Genomic DNA, 17817 nt, shown 5'->3' on the forward strand with positions numbered 1-17817 from the left:
AATCACTATATGATGTGATTGCATGCTCTAGCCTAATCTTATTTATGCTTCTTGCTTATCTTTTAATTCTTCAATGTAATCAATAGCACTTTGTGCTGCTATACTACCATCACCCGTAGCTGTTACAATTTGACGTAAACCTTTATCTCTAACATCACCAGCCGCAAATATACCTGGCACTTTTGTACTCATATTATCTTCAGTTACAATATAGCCCATATCATTCGTAATTCCTAGATTCACAAATGGTGCTGTTAATGGTTTCATACCAATGTAGATGAACACCCCATCTGCATCTAAAGTTTGTTCAGAGGCATCTTTGGTAGAAACAAGTGTTACAGAACCTACTTTTCCATCTTTTTCATTAATCGATTTTAAAGTATGACTCCATATAAAATCGATTTTGTCATTTTTAAACGCACGATCTTGCAAGATTTTTTGTGCTCTTAATTCATCTCTTCTGTGTACAATTGTAACTTTATCTGCGAATTTAGTTAGGAATGCACCTTCTTCAACGGCAGAATCCCCGCCACCTATTACAAATAAGTTTTTATTTTTGAAGAATGCACCATCACATACTGCACAATAACTTACACCGCGTCCACCTAGTTCTTGTTCACCAGGGACACCAATTTTTTTATATTCAGCACCAGTTGAAATAATTACCGCACGAGCTGTTATCTCTTTATTACCTAAATTAATTTCTTTATAGTCACCTTTATCTTCAATAGATTTAATATCTCCATATTGATATTCAGCACCGAATTTTTTAGCGTGTTCGAACATTTTAGTTGATAAATCTGGACCAGTAATCATTTCGAATCCTGGGAAGTTCTCTACTTCCTCTGTATTTGCCATTTGTCCACCAGGCATGCCTCGTTCAATCATTACTGTGCTTAAATTTGCACGTGATGCATAAACTGCCGCAGTCATACCGGCTGGTCCAGCACCGATAATTGCAACATCATAATTTACTTCAGTCATTTTTATGCCTCCTACGTTTTTAATATCATGCGCATTATATATTAATATTTGAAATCTTTAAATTTATATGCTCAACAATTGATCAATTGCGTTATCTAACTTATAACGTGATATATTAAACAATTCCATAATTTTCTTTTTAGTCATATGGCTATGATAATAACGATGATATAGATAAGCATGTGCAGCTACATATCTGTCAACTTCACTAAAATCAACATCGTTCGCAATTAACCCTTCACCTTTATCAATCCAACTTATAAATAATTCCGTATCTTTCTGTATGTCGTCCATTTCATATAAAATAACTAAACCTTTGTGAATGAAATCTAATTTATTTAAATGCAGTCCCTGTACTAAATAAGTAAGGTAAAGTTTTTCATAGTCATTCATTGTTTCTAAAATAGACCAAATCTCTTGAGTCATTAATATTTCTTTACCATTTAATTGATTTAATAAAAACACACCATAAAGTCTATAATGGCTATCATCATCTAATAGCAGTGGTAATATTTTTTGATCAAATGTTTGTTTACTCTCTTCAAGTACCCAAGGTGCGTAGCCCACATCAACTTTAGAAATTTGCAGTAACTTCTCCCAAAATACTTTACTCTGTTCTTTATTTCCGAGGTAATAATAATTAAAGCTCAATGCATTAAACATTTGAATTGAGGCAAATTTACCTTTTTTATAAAGTGGTAATAATATTTGTTGAGATGCATCGTACTGTTTTAAATAGCTTAGTACTATGCCTAATTTAAAACTTTCATCATCATTCATTGGTACTACTTTACTTAATATTTTAAGATATTTGTGATACTTATCTTTTTCATTCGTATTGTAAAGTAGCAATGTATAGTGACATAGTGCATGTACATCTGAATTATCTTCTGCCAATAACGCTTCAAATATATCTTTAGCAATATCATATTCACTTAAATACAAATAGCACATTGCTAATAAGTTGCGAATGACTCTATGTTCTTGAATTTTCTCATCTTGATTCAAAATATATTTACGTGCATCTTGCAATCTTCCTTGAGAAAATAAATATTGGAATAGTAATTGCGTTGAGAAAAGTTGTGCTTCGAGCTGAATTTTATCTTCACTCATATAAGACACTTCGAATGTTTTTTCTAATTCTTCTCTAAAATCAGTATCATCAGTTAAAATCACATAATTAATACCAAACAAGAAGGCCTTGTTTGGCTCATTAAGGTCAATGTTTAATTGACTAAGTTGATAGAAACTGTCGGCAACATGATTACCTTCAATAATGCTGTCATAAAACAAATGCTCAGCTCGTCTACCTAAATTAAGTTTATTTAAGCAATAAGCATACTTTAATTTAATATCAAAATCTTGTGGTGACAAATCAAGCACTTTTTTATAGTATTCTACTGCCTTATTAAAATTTTGCATTCTATATTTTTGATCAGCCATTTTACGATAAAATGGTTCATCAAATTTCATCGAGATAATTTTGTCATTGTTTTGCGCCATTCTTTGTCACCTCTCTTTATTTATGATGTATTTGCATAGGATTGCCATATGCAATGGCATAATCTGGTATATCTTTTGATACAACTGTTCCAGCTTTAACGACTACATGATTACCAATATGTACACCTGGTAGAATGGTCGAATTTGCACCAATTAATGTATGGTCACCAATGTACACTGGGCCATAGCGATATTCATCCACTAATACTTCGTGCGTTAATATTGTTGTATTATAACCAATTACAGAATTATTGCCAATTGTAATGAGTTGCGGATAAAAGATGTCAAGCATTACTTTATAGGCAATAGCAGTATGTTGTCCAATGGTCATGTTCAATAGATTAATATATATCCAACGTTTCCATTTTAAATTTGGTATAAAACGACATAATTCAATAAGCAATGTATTGGTAAATACTTTAGGAAAACGTACTAAACTATAAATCCGCCATAGCGGATTAATCTTATGATGGTCTTCTTTAGTTAACCGTCTCATGATTTCACTTTCGCCTTAGAGCTATTCCAAGTTAACGGACCTGCTTCTTTGTACAATGGTGGCTGGTATTTAATGCGACGATAAATTAAAATAACCAAACCAATTATGATTAAAATAACTGATACCAATTGCGCTACTCTAATATGACTTGTTAGCATTAAACTATCCGTTCTTAACCCCTCTACAAAGAAACGTCCAATTGAATACCATATTAAATACAGTGTGAATGTTTCACCTACGCGAAGATGCTTTCTAATTGTAATTAAAATGATGAATCCGAGTATATCCCATATAGATTCATATAAGAATGTTGGATGGTAGTATATCCCTTCAATATACATATTACGAATAATAAACTCTGGAATATGTAAATTTTCTAAAAAGGTTCTTGAGACTGGACCCCCATGAGCTTCATGATTCATAAAGTTACCCCAACGTCCAATACCTTGAGCTAAAATAATGCTTGGTGCCACAATGTCACCAATTTGAAATGGATTTAAATTTTTAATTTTACATACAATAATACCAGTGATAAATCCACCTAAAAGACCACCATGTATTGCAATACCGCCATGCCATATCATTGGAATTTCAATAGGGTTTTGGGCGTAATATGGCCATTGAAAAATCACGAAATAAATACGTGCAGTGATGAACCCAAAGATGGCACTGTAAAAGATGACGTCAACAAGCGTATCTTTATGTAAACCAACATATTTCAAGCTTTCTTGAGCTATGAAATAACCAATAAGGATTCCTAACGCAATAATGATACCGTACCATTTTATTGAAAGTGGACCTATGCTAAATGCAGTAGGATCAATATAATTCAGATTAAAAAGCATGTTCTAGTTCTCCTTGCTTTGATGACCTTTTTTTAAGATTTCTTCATTTAAACGTTGATTAAATTCTTCAGCTGTATTAATCCCCATTATATTTAAACGATAATTCATTGCTGCGACTTCTATAATGACTGCAACATTTCGTCCTGGTCTTACAGGAATTGTTTTTTTGGTGATTTCTGTATCAAGAATTTGTAATGTTTCTTCATTCAATCCAACTCGGTCATACAGTTTATCTTTATCCCAATTTTCAAGGTTAATGTTAAGACGAATTTGTTTTTGTGTGAGGATTGACCCCGCTCCAAATAATGTCATGACATTGATGATACCGAGACCCCTAATTTCTAGTAAGTGCTCAATTAATTTAGGTGGTGTCCCTATTAATTCATCTTTAGTTATTTCACGAATTTCTACGTTATCATCAGCTACGAGTCGATGACCTCGTTTCACTAATTCAAGTGCAGTCTCACTCTTACCTATACCAGAATCTCCAGTGATTAACACACCCACACCATAAACATCGACTAACACACCATGTAATGATGTTGTCTTAGCTAATTCATGTTCAAGGAATGTCGTTAATCGACTCATTAAACTTGTAGTTGCATCCTTTGATACGATGAGTGGTGTATCCATTTCTTGAGCGGCATCAATCAGCTCTTGCGGAGGTTCTAATCCTCTTGTCACAATAATTGCAGGTGTTTCAGGACGACATAATTTTCTCATACGCCCATGACGTTCCTCGTCTGGTAACAAATTATAAAACGATAATTCTGTAGTACCTAGTAATTGAATTCGGTCTGCAGCATAGTGTGAAAAATATCCAGCCATTTCTAGACCTGGTCTAGAAATATCCGTATTTTTAATAGGTTTATGTAATCCTTTTTCACCTGTAAACAATTCTAATTTAAGTAATTTGACTAATTTCTCTGTCGTTAACATGAGTTCACCTCAAAATTTTCACTTGAATTCATTCACCTATTATCATATCAAAAATAAAGACAAGATTAATATAAAAAAGAAGAAATCCTAATATATTTGTTTCATATACACCTTAGATTGCTTTTAAATGATTAAGGGAGCAACATATAGTTTGTATTGGATTACTTAACCTCACTTATTGAATTTCTTATTACAATTCCCTTTGTTAGGTTTGATGTTTAGTTATTAAAAAAAACTGAGAAAAGCTCGATATGAGTGTCTTCTCAGTTAAGTCATTTTATGCGAGATGCCTATGATCCCTTAAATTACTATTAATTTCCATTATCTATAATTTAATTTATTCTACTTTATCTCGTTCAAGTACCGTTTTTAAATATTTACCTGTGTATGATGATTCTACATTTGCAATCTCTTCTGGTGTACCAGTAGCAACTAGTGTACCACCACCATCGCCACCTTCAGGTCCTAGATCAATAATATGATCTGCTGTTTTAATGACATCTAAATTATGTTCAATAATCACAACTGTGTCACCGTTTTCGACTAGACGATTAAGCACTTTTAGCAAACGACTAATATCATCGACGTGCAAACCGGTTGTAGGTTCATCAAGAATATAGATGGAACGACCAGTTGAACGTTTATGCAATTCAGATGCTAATTTAACACGTTGTGCTTCTCCTCCTGATAGTGTTGTAGCTTGTTGTCCAAGCGTGATGTAACCTAAACCAACATCTACAAGTGTTTGTAATTTACGATGTATTTTAGGAATGTTTTCAAAGAAATACGTTGCTTCTTCTACTGTCATTTCAAGCACTTCAGCAATATTCTTACCTTTATAAGTAACTTCTAATGTTTCACGGTTATAGCGTTTTCCATCACAAACTTCGCATGGAACATACACATCAGGTAAAAAGTGCATTTCAATTTTAATAATGCCATCACCTTTACAAGCTTCACAACGTCCACCTTTAACATTAAAGCTAAAGCGTCCTTTTTGATAACCACGAATTTTCGCTTCATTAGTTTGAGCAAATACATCACGTATATCATCAAATACGCCAGTATAAGTGGCTGGATTAGAACGTGGTGTTCTACCGATAGGAGATTGGTCAATATCAATAATTTTATCTAGTTGATCAATACCTTCAATGCTATCAAAGGCACCCGGTTTAACTTTAGATTTATTTATTTTTTGAGCTAATGATTTATATAATACTTCATTAACTAGTGAACTTTTACCTGAACCAGACACACCTGTTACAACTGTCATTACAGACAATGGAATATCTACATCTACACCTTTTAAGTTATTACTTCGTGCACCTTTGATACTAATTTTGCGATCAGTTACTTCTCGACGATGTTCAGGAACGTCAATACGTTTCTTACCACTTAAATATTGTCCTGTTAAAGATTTCTTATCTTTCATGACTTTACTTGGAGTGCCACTAGAGACGATTTCACCACCATGATTACCTGCACCAGGACCGACATCTACGAGATAATCAGCTGCTCGCATAGTGTCATCATCATGTTCAACAACAATAAGTGTATTGCCCAAATCCCGCATTTCTTTTAATGTACTTATCAGACGATCATTATCACGTTGGTGTAAACCAATAGAGGGTTCGTCAAGCACATAAAGCACCCCTGTTAAGCGTGAACCGATTTGTGTCGCTAATCGAATACGTTGTGCTTCACCACCCGAAAGAGTGCCTGACGCACGATTAAGTGTTAAATATTCTAATCCAACATTATTTAGAAATGACAATCTTGAAATGATTTCTTTTAAAATTTGATTTGCAATAGCTCTATCTTGTTCTGAAAGCTCAATATTTTCATAATAATTTAGTGCATTCTTGATAGAATATTCGACAACTTCTCCAATATTATATCCACCAACGTAAACAGATAGCGCTTCTTTACTTAAACGTTTACCGTGACAAGTTTCGCAAGGCAGTTCAGTCATGTATTTACTCATTACTTCACGTGTATATTCCGATGGTGATTCATGATAACGACGGTCAATGTTGGCAACAACACCCTCGAATTTCATTCTTCTATGACGTGTCCCACCGTTACGACTGTGGAAAGAGAAATCAATTTCTTTATCACCTGAACCATTCATTAATATGTTTTTCTGTCTCTCAGTCAACTTTTTATATGGCTTATCCATATTAATTTTATATACTTCGCATACGCGTTTTAATAAAGTTGGGTAAAAATCTGAGCTCGTAGGTTCCCATGGTTCAATCGCACCTTCATTTAGAGTCTTATTAGGGTCTGGAACTACCAAATCAAGATCGACTGTTAATCTTTGGCCTAAACCATCACAAGTTGGACAAGCACCAAACGGGCTATTGAAACTAAACATTCTAGGTTCTAATTCACCAATAGAGAACCCGCAAATTGGACAAGCGTGATTCTCAGAAAATTTAAGGTCCTCTCCATCAATTACATCGACAGTAATATTGCCATCAGCTAATTCTAAACCTGTCTCAATTGAATCTGCTAAACGTGTTTCAATACCATCTTTAACTACCAAACGGTCTACGACTACCTCGATAGTATGGTTTTTATTTTTATCTAATTCAGGAACCTCATTGACATCGACAATATCGCCGTCAACTCTAAGACGTACATAGCCTTTTTTACCAATATCTGCGATAAGTTTCTCATGACTACCTTTTCTATGAGAAACAACTGGAGCTAAAATTTGAATTTTAGTGCGTTCTTCAAGTTCTAAAATGCGATCAACCATTTGTTGCACAGTTTGAGATTCAATTTCAATATTATGATTAGGACAATATGGCTTGCCTATTCGTGCGTATAACAAACGAATATAATCATAAATCTCCGTTACCGTTGCTACTGTTGAGCGAGGATTTTTACTTGTCGTCTTTTGGTCAATTGAAATAGCTGGTGATAATCCCTCTATCGTATCGACATCTGGTTTATCCATTTGCCCCAAAAATTGACGCGCATATGCACTTAATGATTCTACATAACGTCTTTGCCCTTCAGCATAAATCGTATCGAATGCTAAAGACGATTTACCTGACCCAGATAACCCTGTCATAACAATTAATTTATTTTTTGGAAGTTCAATGTCTACGTCTTTTAAGTTATGTGCACGTGCACCCTTTACTATAATACTTGGTCCCTTCATTTAACTGTCACCCTTCTGCTTTTAATTCAAATAACATATCTCTTAATTCTGTTGCTTTTTCAAAGTCTAAATCTTTAGCTGCTTTTTTCATTTCTTTTTCTATATTTTCAATTGTTTTTTGTCTTTCTTTTTTAGTCATTTTCTTAGGTAATTCGGTTTGTTGTTTTTCATTTGTTTCATCATTATCAACCGTAGCACTAATAACATCATGAATTTTCTTATTAATTGTTTTAGGTGTGATTCCATATTTTTCATTATGTGCCATTTGTATATCACGACGTCTTTGCGTTTCATCAAGCGCATATTGCATTGAATCGGTGATTTTATCAGCATACATAATCACTTCACCTTTTTCATTTCGTGCAGCACGACCTATCGTTTGGATTAATGAGCGGTTTGAGCGTAAGAAACCTTCTTTGTCTGCATCTAAAATAACAACTAATGAAACTTCCGGTATATCAATTCCCTCTCTCAATAGATTGATACCGACAACAACATCATACGTTCCCATTCTTAAGTCACGAATAATTTCAATACGTTCTAACGTTTTAATCTCTGAGTGTAGGTAATTTACTTTAATACCCGCTTCTTTCATGTATGTCGTTAAATCCTCACTCATTTTTTTAGTTAATGTTGTGACTAAGACACGTTCATCTCTATCAATACGTTCTTGAATTTCACTAAGTAAATCATCAATTTGATTTTTAGTTGGTCGAACATCAATTTTAGGATCTAAAAGACCAGTAGGACGAATAATTTGTTCAATCATTTCATCGGTATGTTCAATCTCATAAGGTCCTGGTGTAGCTGATACATATACCAATTGATTCGTTTTTTGTTCAAACTCCTCAAATTTTAATGGTCGGTTATCCATCGCACTAGGTAATCGGAAACCATGATCTACTAACACTTGCTTACGCGCACGGTCACCGTTAAACATTCCTCTTATTTGTGGCAATGTAACGTGAGACTCATCGATCATTACTAACCAGTCATCACCGAAATAATCTAGTAACGTATAAGGTGTTGAACCTAAAGGTCTTAACGTTAGATGTACAGAATAGTTCTCGATACCCGAACAGAATCCCATTTCCCTCATCATTTCTAAATCATAATTTGTACGTTGCTCTAGACGTTGTGCTTCTAATAGCTTATTCTCATCTTTTAATTCTTTTAATCGTTCTTCTAATTCCTTCTCAATACGTTCTATGGCAACTTTCATTTTTTCTTCACGTGTTACGAAGTGAGACGCCGGGAAAATCGCGAAATGTTCACGTTCGCGAATGACTTCTCCCGTTAAATAATTAACTTCTCGAATCCGATCAATTTCATCGCCAAAAAATTCAACGCGAATACACATTTCTTCACGTGAAGCTGGGAAAATTTCCACCACGTCGCCACGTACTCTAAATGTACCACGTTGGAAATCAATATCATTTCTAGAATATTGTACGTCTACGAGTTTACGAAGCAGTTCACTGCGATCCATTTCCATACCAACTCGAACACTTACTACTAAATCTTTATATTCTTCCGGATTACCTAAACCATAGATACAGCTGACACTGGCTATGATAATGACATCATCACGTTCAAATAATGCACTTGTGGCAGAATGTCGTAGTTGGTCAATTTCGTCATTAATTGAGGCATCTTTCTCAATAAACGTGTCTGTAGAAGGTACATAGGCTTCTGGTTGATAGTAATCATAATAACTAACAAAGTATTCTACTCTATTTTCTGGAAAGAATTCCTTAAACTCACTATAAAGTTGTCCCGCTAATGTTTTATTATGTGCAATGATGAGCGTTGGTTTTCCCACTTCTTTAATAACATTACTCATTGTAAATGTCTTACCTGTACCAGTGGCACCTAAAAGCGTTTGGTGACGCTTTCCTTCTTTAACACCTTTAACTATTTTCTCTATTGCTTGCGGTTGGTCCCCTTGTGGATCAAACTCAGAATTCAATTTAAACGGGTAATGTTCCACCATTCTGATAAGCGCCTCCTTGAATTAAGCATTCTTAATTATTTATTTAAAGTTTGATGTAAATAAATGATGTATGAAAATTTAACAATGATTTGTTTTAAATTGTATCTTTATTCTTAATAAAAATTCTACTGAAATAGCTTAAACGACCTTATCAAGTGAAATTCATAAATTCATTCACTTAATAATTTCCTATTATTTGTAAACTACTCTCACTTAAGGCTATTTTATCAAATATATAAATAAAAATACAAACGTTTGTTCGCTTACGTTTGTATTTTCAAAAAACATTTATTCTTATTTTATATTCCACTAATACGTGTGATTTATTCATATATAATTTAATGACGCCCGCTCTTAAATATACTTTAAATTTTCACTTCCATTTGGACAAATTGTGCATTTACACTATAAACCAACATACAGTAACATTCAAAAGTTCTGTTTAATAATGTTTAGTCTTGATGCTTATGAAATTCAAGGTTATCTATGATGACATATCCAGCTAATAAGGACACTACATCGATAAAGATTATCCATTCATTGTGAAAGAATCCTTTGTAAATTGAAGCAGCTATCAAAATTAATGTCGCAATAACACCAACCCATTTACTTCGAGTTATGACACTAAACAACACGACTAATACACATGGAAAAAATGCAGCTAAAGCGTACCAAATCATTTATCTCACCCATTTCTTCGATTTAAAATCGCCATTGTAGTTTCTCGCAATTCTGCTCGAGGAATGAAGTTTTCAGTTAGCATTTCAGGTATGACATTTTCTATGAAATCTTGAACAGAACTTAAGTGATCAAATTGCATGATTGTTTCCAAGCTGTGTTCATAAATTTCAAAGAACAGGTCCTCGGGATTACGTTTCTGTATTTCGCCGAACGTTTCATACAATAAATCAATTTTGTCGGCTACAGATAAAATTTGACCCTCTAGCGAATCATCTTTCCCCTCTTGTAGTCGTTCTCGATAAATATCTTTATAAGGTTCAGGTATTTCTTCATTAATAAACGTGTCCACCATATCTTGTTCAACTTGAGAAAACAACATTTTCAATTCCGTTTTAGCGTACTTCACTGGTGTTTTAATGTCACCAGTAAACACTTCTGCAAAATCATGATTCAGTGCTTTTTCATATAAACTTTTCCAATCAATAATATTACCATGATGTTCTTCTACAGTCGCTAAATATTGTGCAATCTTAGTAACTTTAAAAGAGTGAGCTGCAACATTATGTTCAAAATATTTAAATTTACCTGGTAAGCGAATTAATTTCTCTAAATCAGAAAGTCTCTTAAAGTATTGATGAACACCCATTTTACCTTACCTCCATACTCTATTAAATAAAGATTATACTTACATTTATTATATCAATCAACATTTCTATGAGAAGTGTCAATTCTTTATATATTGTAAAATGTTGAAGAAGTATAAAAAATAAGACCCTCAGCATAGTTTCACGCTTAAATGAACTATCGAGGAGTCTTATGTATACAATTTGTCGAATGATTATATTACGATTCGTTAAATTGAATTTGAAGCTTTCATCATCTTATCAAATACTTTGGTTGGCAATATAGCATGTAAAAACACAAGGGGTTTAGCTGCAAATCCTAATAGATAACGTGGTTTAGGTTTATTACTATCTATTGCTTTTGAAATCGCTTTTGTGACTACCATTGGATTTGAAAGCATATTAGAATGATATTGCTTTTTCATACTTTGAGCCACTTTCATCGCAGTAGCTTCATAGGCACCGCCTTTTGCAGAATCAGCTAATTTATCAGCAGCGATGATCCCCCAATCTGTTTTAATCCCACCTGGTTCAATAATAGATACTTCTATCCCGAATTCCTCTACTTCCATTCGTAAAGCATCGCTAAAGGCTTCTAATGCATATTTCGTAGCATGATACCAAGCGCCAAAATAAGTTGTAAGTCGTCCACCCATTGATGAAATATTAATGATATGTCCTGATTTTTGCGCTCTCATATGTGGTAAAACTAGCTGTGTAATACGTGCTAAACCAAATATATTTACTTCAAATTGCTGTTTTGCTTCTTCAATTGTGACATCTTCGATTGCACCATATGAACCATAACCGGCATTATTAACGAGTACATCAAGTCTTCCTTCGTTTGCGATAATTGTATCGATTGCCGTTTTGATTGATGCTTCATTTGTTAAATCTAATTTTAAAGGGGTAACTTGGTTTACTTTTTCAAGGCTTTCTATCCTACGACCAGCGCCATAAACTATATTTCCCTGTGCTGCTAAATATTCTGCTGTTTTATAACCAATACCACTCGTTGCTCCTGTAATTAAAATGACTTTTCCCATAATGAGTCCACCTTTATATTCTATTTTGAAAACACAATTATGCGTAAAAAGAGCAAAACTATTAATAAATATTCGCTTACATTGAGCTTACTTCAATACATAACAATTATTTCATTTTCATTTATTACCCAATATATACTAGTTACATAGAAATGTATTGCGATAAGTACTTTAATTAAAGATTAGATTGTTTTCCTAAAATGTACACAAACCGGTTCCTAACTATTTATATAAAATAAACACCTCTTGCTCTAGCTATGCCGCGCTAATTTGTTTAGTCTTCCTATAAATTTTTATAAAACGGCATACCTCATAAAAAAAGAGTTCAATAACTATGCTAAATTGCATAGCCATTGAACTCTGACATTTGAATATATTAAAAATAATGTCTTTAAATTTGCTAGTGAATAAAATTATAGCTTGAAGTGTTTGTAATTGTTCTATTTGTAACATGGTTATAATGACCATTCCAGTTCATTTCTGAAACATATACTGATCCATCTTGATTAACATGTTCCACGACACCTACATGACCATAATAACCAGCAGTTGTTTGGAAAATAGCACCTACTTCTGGACGATTATCTACTGTTAATCCAGCATTTTTTGCTGAGTATGCCCAGTTATTGGCGTTACCCCAATAACTACCAATTGAGCGCCCTAATTGTTGTCGACGATCAAATGCATAGTATGTACAATTTCCGAAACTATAACGGTTTCCTTGATTGGCAGTTGTAATATGTTGATACGATACTGGTGTATTCACTGATGAGTAGTATGAATCGTGCGTAGTAGTTGTAGGTGCACTTGTTGGTACAATATTGTAACCAGTCACATTTGTTGTGCTAGCACTTACCGATTGAACTACCACATCTGATTGATTAAATGCTGTTGTTTCTGCATAAGTTTGTGCATAATTGATCTCTTTATTTTCTAATTTTGCTGCACCTTTTTCACTTACTGCAATTAAGTCACCTGGATGAATTAATGCAGTTACACCTGGATTAAAGTTATATAATTGTTCAAGTGATAAGTGATGTGATAACGCAATTTGGTATAATGTATCGCCAGCTTTAACTTTAACGATATCTTTATTTGTTAATCCTAGATTTGTTTCTTGCTCCACTTGACTATTGTATGTATTTGATTGTTGTGAAGTTGTATGTGTTGAATTTGTATGTTCTTGTGCATTAGCTAAACCGCTTAAACCTGCTAAAGCTGCAATAGAAGTCAATGTTACTGTAAGAGTCTTATTAATCATGTTGTCATTCCTTTGTTGTTTTATATTATTATTCTTTTATACTGTAGCACAACATATTTTATAGAAGTTTAATGTTATCGGCTTGTAATATAAAGGTTAAAAAGGGCTTAAATAACATATGAAATTGTATACTCTAGTAATAAATAACATTTCAATTTACATTTACTTAGCTATTATTTAGACTCTCAAAAAAATAAGGAGTAAGATAATGAATTCAAAACGAACTCTATCTCACTCCTATTTTCAATTCTATTACATTAATTATCACTTTGATTCATTGTATATCTTAGATACGATTCAATGAATGGTCCAATCTCCCCATCCATAACTGCATCAACTTTACCAGTCTCTTCATTTGTTCGATGATCTTTTACCATAGAATAAGGATGGAAAACATATGAACGAATTTGGCTTCCCCAACCAATTTCTTTTTGTTCACCACGTATTTCAGCCATTTCACGTTCTTGCTCTTCTAATTTTAATTGGTATAATTTAGCTTTTAACATTTTCATCGCTGCTTCACGGTTTTTAATTTGTGAACGTTCATTTTGGTTATTAACTACGATGCCTGTTGGATGGTGCGTAATTCGAATTGCAGATTCTGTTTTATTTATATGCTGACCTCCAGCACCTGATGCTCTAAATGTATCTACTGTAATATCGTCAGGATTAATTTCTATTTCAATTTCATCATTATTAAATTCCGGAATGACATCACATGAAGCAAATGACGTGTGACGGCGCCCAGATGAATCAAATGGAGAAATTCTAACTAGTCTATGAACACCTTTTTCGGCTTTTAAATAACCATACGCATTATGCCCTTTAATTAACAATGTGACACTTTTGACGCCCGCTTCATCACCTGGTAAATAATCAACAGTTTCAACTTTGAACCCTTGTTGTTCACCATAACGTTGGTACATACGTAGTAACATACTAGCCCAATCTTGTGATTCAGTACCACCAGCACCCGGATGTAATTCTAAAATTGCATTATTCGCATCATGTGGACCATCTAATAATAATTGCAATTCAAACTGATCAACTTTCTCTTTGAAGTCGAGAACATTTTGTTCTAAATCACTCTTTACATCATCATCTAACTCTTCTTGTAATAATTCCCAAGTTGCCGTCATATCCTCAACTTCTTCTTCTAATTCATGATAACCATTTACAACTGATTTTAATGCATTATTTTTATCAATAACATCTTGTGCTTTATTCTGATCATCCCAAAAGTCGGGTTCAGTCATCATTTCTTCATATTCTTGAATATTTGTCTCTTTATTTTCTAAGTCAAAGAGACCCCCTAATTCGTGTTAAGTTGTTACGATATTCATCTATATTTCGCTTAATTTCAGATAATTCCATATTTATCTCTCCTATTCTTACCTAATTCATATTGATTGGATATGTAAAAAGTAGGAGCGTGAATTCTATTTCACAACTCCCACTTATTATTGAACATAAAACCTATTCTTCTTTTCCATGACAATTTTTATATTTCTTGCCACTACCACATGGACATGGGTCATTACGACCAACTTTGTCGCCTTTAACAATAGGTTGCTTTTTAGCTTTTTCTTTGCCATCTTCAGCAGAGACATGTTGAGCTGTTCCAAAGTCAGTTGTTTTCTCTCTTTCGATATCTTCATCAACTTGAATTACAGATTTAAGGATGAATTTAGATGTATCTTCCTCAATATTTTGCATCATCATATCAAATAACTCATGACCTTCATTTTGATAATCACGAAGTGGATTTTGTTGTGCATATGAACGTAAATGGATACCTTGACGTAATTGGTCCATAGTATCAATATGATCTGTCCAGTGAGTATCTATAGAGCGTAGTAATATCATACGCTCAAATTCAGCCATTTGGTCACCAATTTTGGCTTTTTGACTTTCATATACTTTTTCAATTTTAGACCAAACTACTTCGAAGATGTCTTCAGAATCTTTACCGTTAATTTCTTCTTCTTTAAGATCGCCTTCTTGTAAAAAGACATCATTAACGTAATTAATAAACGGAGCGTAGTCAGGATTGTCATCTTCTTCACTTATATGATAGGTCACACCACGTTGTAATGTAGAACGTAACATTGCATTAACTAATTGTGAACTATCCTCTGAATCGATAATATTGTTTCTTTCATTGTAGATAATTTCACGTTGCTTACGTAACACTTCATCGTATTCAAGTATACGTTTACGTGCATCAAAGTTGTTACCTTCAACACGTTTTTGAGCAGATTCAACAGCGCGGGATACCATTTTTGATTCAATAGGAGTTGAATCATCCATGCCTAAACGGTTCATCATTTTTTGAAGTCTTTCAGAACCGAAACGAACCATTAATTCATCTTGAAGTGATAAATAGAAACGACTATCCCCTCTATCACCTTGACGACCAGAACGACCACGTAATTGGTCATCTATACGTCTAGATTCATGTCGTTCAGTACCAATAACTGCTAAACCGCCAATTTCTTCTACACCTTCACCTAGTTTAATATCAGTACCACGACCAGCCATGTTTGTAGCTATTGTCACAGCACCTTTTTGTCCTGCATTTGCAACAATTTCCGCTTCACGCTCATGGTTTTTAGCGTTTAATACATCATGTCTAATACCACGCTTTTTAAGTAAATTAGAGATATATTCACTTGTTTCAACCGCAACTGTACCTAAAAGAACGGGTTGACCTTGTTTGTGTTTTTCGACTACGTCTTCAACGACTGCATCAAATTTACCTTTTTGACTAATGTAAATTAAATCAGATTTATCATCACGTTGAACAGGTTTATTCGTAGGAATTTGTGTAACCGTCATATTATAAATATTACGGAATTCTTCTTCCTCTGTTTTTGCAGTACCAGTCATACCAGCTAATTTATTATACATACGGAAATAGTTTTGGAAAGTAATGGATGCCATTGTTTTCGATTCATTTTGAATTTTAACGCCCTCTTTAGCTTCTATCGCTTGGTGAAGCCCTTCAGAGAAACGACGACCAGGCATTGTACGTCCAGTAAATTGGTCAACAATGAGTACTTCTCCATCAACAACCATGTAGTCCACGTCACGTTGTAATGTTACGTGTGCTTTTAATGCTGTATTAATGTGACTAATAACTTCCACATTCTGTACATCATATAAATTTTCAATTTTAAACATGCGTTCAGCTTTGTCTGCACCTTGTTCAGTTAAATGAACTGCTTTTGTCTTTTCATCATATTTATAATCATCTTCAGCTTTTAACATTTTGGCGAATACATTCGCTTGTGTATAAAGCGACGTAGATTTTTCTGCTTCCCCAGAGATAATTAAAGGCGTTCTAGCTTCATCAATTAAAATAGAGTCTACCTCATCGATGATTGCAAAATGTAATGGTCTCATTACACGCTCTTCGGCATAGTTCACCATATTATCTCTTAAATAATCAAATCCTAATTCATTATTCGTACTATAAGTAATATCTTGAGCATAAGCTTCACGTTTTTCACTCGTTGATTTACTATTTAAATTTAATCCTACAGTTAGGCCTAAGAATTCATATAACTCTGCCATTTCTTCACTTTGAACACTAGATAAGTATTCGTTAACTGTGATTACGTGCACACCACGACCTGCAAGTGCATTTAAATACGTAGGCATCGTCGCTGTTAAAGTTTTACCTTCACCAGTTCTCATTTCAGCGATATCACCTTTATGAATGGCGATACCACCCATTACTTGCACTTTATAAGGTGTCATATTAAAGACACGTTTTGACCCTTCTCTTACTAAAGCGTATGCTTGAGGTAAGATTTTATCTAGATAGTCATTTTGTTTTTTTACATCTTCAATTTCTTGTACTTCTTGTTGAAATTGCTTCGTCTTATTTTTAATTTCTTCATCAGTTAAGATAGCCATATCTTCCTCTAACGAAAGTACTTCATCGGCTATTTTACTTAGACGTTTAGTTTCTTTTTTATTGCCGTCAACAATTTTTGATAAAAATCCCATTACGTCCGCTCCTTTAGCTTAAAAACTGTTTGGCTTACAACAATTTATCATATCATTTATACTTTAGAATTTATACTTAAATACTCATATAAGTGCGACGCTTAATTGTGCGCAACTTAAATAACTTACTTCCTTTTTCCCCTAATTTGAATCGCTAAGCCTAATTTATTATTTAAATATCCAATTACCTCATTACATTAGCACAGCATGATATTAGCGTCCACGAATTACTATAATATAAGGGCTCTATAATAAATTGG

The 17817-nt window shown here is 33.6% G+C and carries 13 protein-coding genes; all 13 read right to left on the bottom strand.

Features of this window, described 5'->3' with window-relative positions; all coding sequences use genetic code 11:
• Positions 1-42: 42 nt before the first annotated feature.
• Positions 43-984: a thioredoxin-disulfide reductase gene (gene trxB / locus F1592_RS09730; RefSeq protein WP_037536326.1), complete on the bottom strand. Its 942-nt coding sequence runs from the start codon at positions 982-984 to the stop codon at positions 43-45.
• 63 nt (positions 985-1047) lie between these two features.
• Positions 1048-2487: a tetratricopeptide repeat protein gene (locus tag F1592_RS09735; RefSeq protein ID WP_149809730.1), complete on the bottom strand. Its 1440-nt coding sequence runs from the start codon at positions 2485-2487 to the stop codon at positions 1048-1050.
• A gap of 16 nt (positions 2488-2503) precedes the next feature.
• Positions 2504-2983: an acyltransferase gene (locus F1592_RS09740; RefSeq protein ID WP_016930984.1), complete on the bottom strand. Its 480-nt coding sequence runs from the start codon at positions 2981-2983 to the stop codon at positions 2504-2506.
• Positions 2980-3828 carry a prolipoprotein diacylglyceryl transferase gene (gene lgt / locus F1592_RS09745; RefSeq protein WP_053017770.1) on the bottom strand — a complete coding sequence of 283 codons (849 nt, stop codon included), beginning with the start codon at positions 3826-3828 and terminating at the stop codon, positions 2980-2982. Before lgt ends, F1592_RS09740 begins: the two co-directional genes overlap by 4 nt.
• 3 nt (positions 3829-3831) lie before the next feature.
• The gene (hprK, locus tag F1592_RS09750; protein ID WP_011276393.1) at positions 3832-4767 is read right to left on the bottom strand and encodes an HPr(Ser) kinase/phosphatase; all 936 of its coding nucleotides are present in this window, start codon (positions 4765-4767) and stop codon (positions 3832-3834) included.
• Between the two features lie 337 nt (positions 4768-5104).
• The gene (gene uvrA / locus F1592_RS09755; RefSeq protein ID WP_053017768.1) at positions 5105-7939 is read right to left on the bottom strand and encodes an excinuclease ABC subunit UvrA; all 2835 of its coding nucleotides are present in this window, start codon (positions 7937-7939) and stop codon (positions 5105-5107) included.
• Positions 7940-7946: 7 nt separating this feature from the next.
• Positions 7947-9932 carry an excinuclease ABC subunit UvrB gene (gene uvrB / locus F1592_RS09760; RefSeq protein ID WP_016930981.1) on the bottom strand — a complete coding sequence of 662 codons (1986 nt, stop codon included), beginning with the start codon at positions 9930-9932 and terminating at the stop codon, positions 7947-7949.
• 452 nt (positions 9933-10384) lie between these two features.
• A complete protein-coding gene (locus F1592_RS09765; RefSeq protein WP_037536344.1) occupies positions 10385-10612 on the bottom strand; it encodes a CsbA family protein in 228 nt (75 codons plus the stop codon).
• A 5-nt stretch (positions 10613-10617) separates the two neighbouring features.
• Positions 10618-11259 (bottom strand): YfbR-like 5'-deoxynucleotidase, encoded by a 642-nt coding sequence (locus tag F1592_RS09770; protein ID WP_037536345.1) that lies wholly within the window; start codon positions 11257-11259, stop codon positions 10618-10620.
• Between the two features lie 207 nt (positions 11260-11466).
• Positions 11467-12282 carry an oxidoreductase gene (locus tag F1592_RS09775; RefSeq protein WP_053017766.1) on the bottom strand — a complete coding sequence of 272 codons (816 nt, stop codon included), beginning with the start codon at positions 12280-12282 and terminating at the stop codon, positions 11467-11469.
• A gap of 400 nt (positions 12283-12682) precedes the next feature.
• Positions 12683-13540: a COG3942 and LysM peptidoglycan-binding domain-containing protein gene (locus F1592_RS09780; protein ID WP_176714864.1), complete on the bottom strand. Its 858-nt coding sequence runs from the start codon at positions 13538-13540 to the stop codon at positions 12683-12685.
• Positions 13541-13800: 260 nt separating this feature from the next.
• A protein-coding gene (gene prfB, locus F1592_RS09785; protein ID WP_107609765.1) for a peptide chain release factor 2 occupies positions 13801-14917 on the bottom strand; the annotation gives its coding sequence in 2 pieces (ribosomal slippage) (positions 13801-14844 and positions 14846-14917; 1116 coding nt in all).
• A gap of 102 nt (positions 14918-15019) precedes the next feature.
• Positions 15020-17557 carry a preprotein translocase subunit SecA gene (gene secA / locus F1592_RS09790; protein WP_037536351.1) on the bottom strand — a complete coding sequence of 846 codons (2538 nt, stop codon included), beginning with the start codon at positions 17555-17557 and terminating at the stop codon, positions 15020-15022.
• Positions 17558-17817 lie beyond the last annotated feature (260 nt).

This window comes from Staphylococcus sp. GDX7P312P (assembly GCF_008385775.1).
GTDB classification, from domain to species: domain Bacteria; phylum Bacillota; class Bacilli; order Staphylococcales; family Staphylococcaceae; genus Staphylococcus; species Staphylococcus haemolyticus.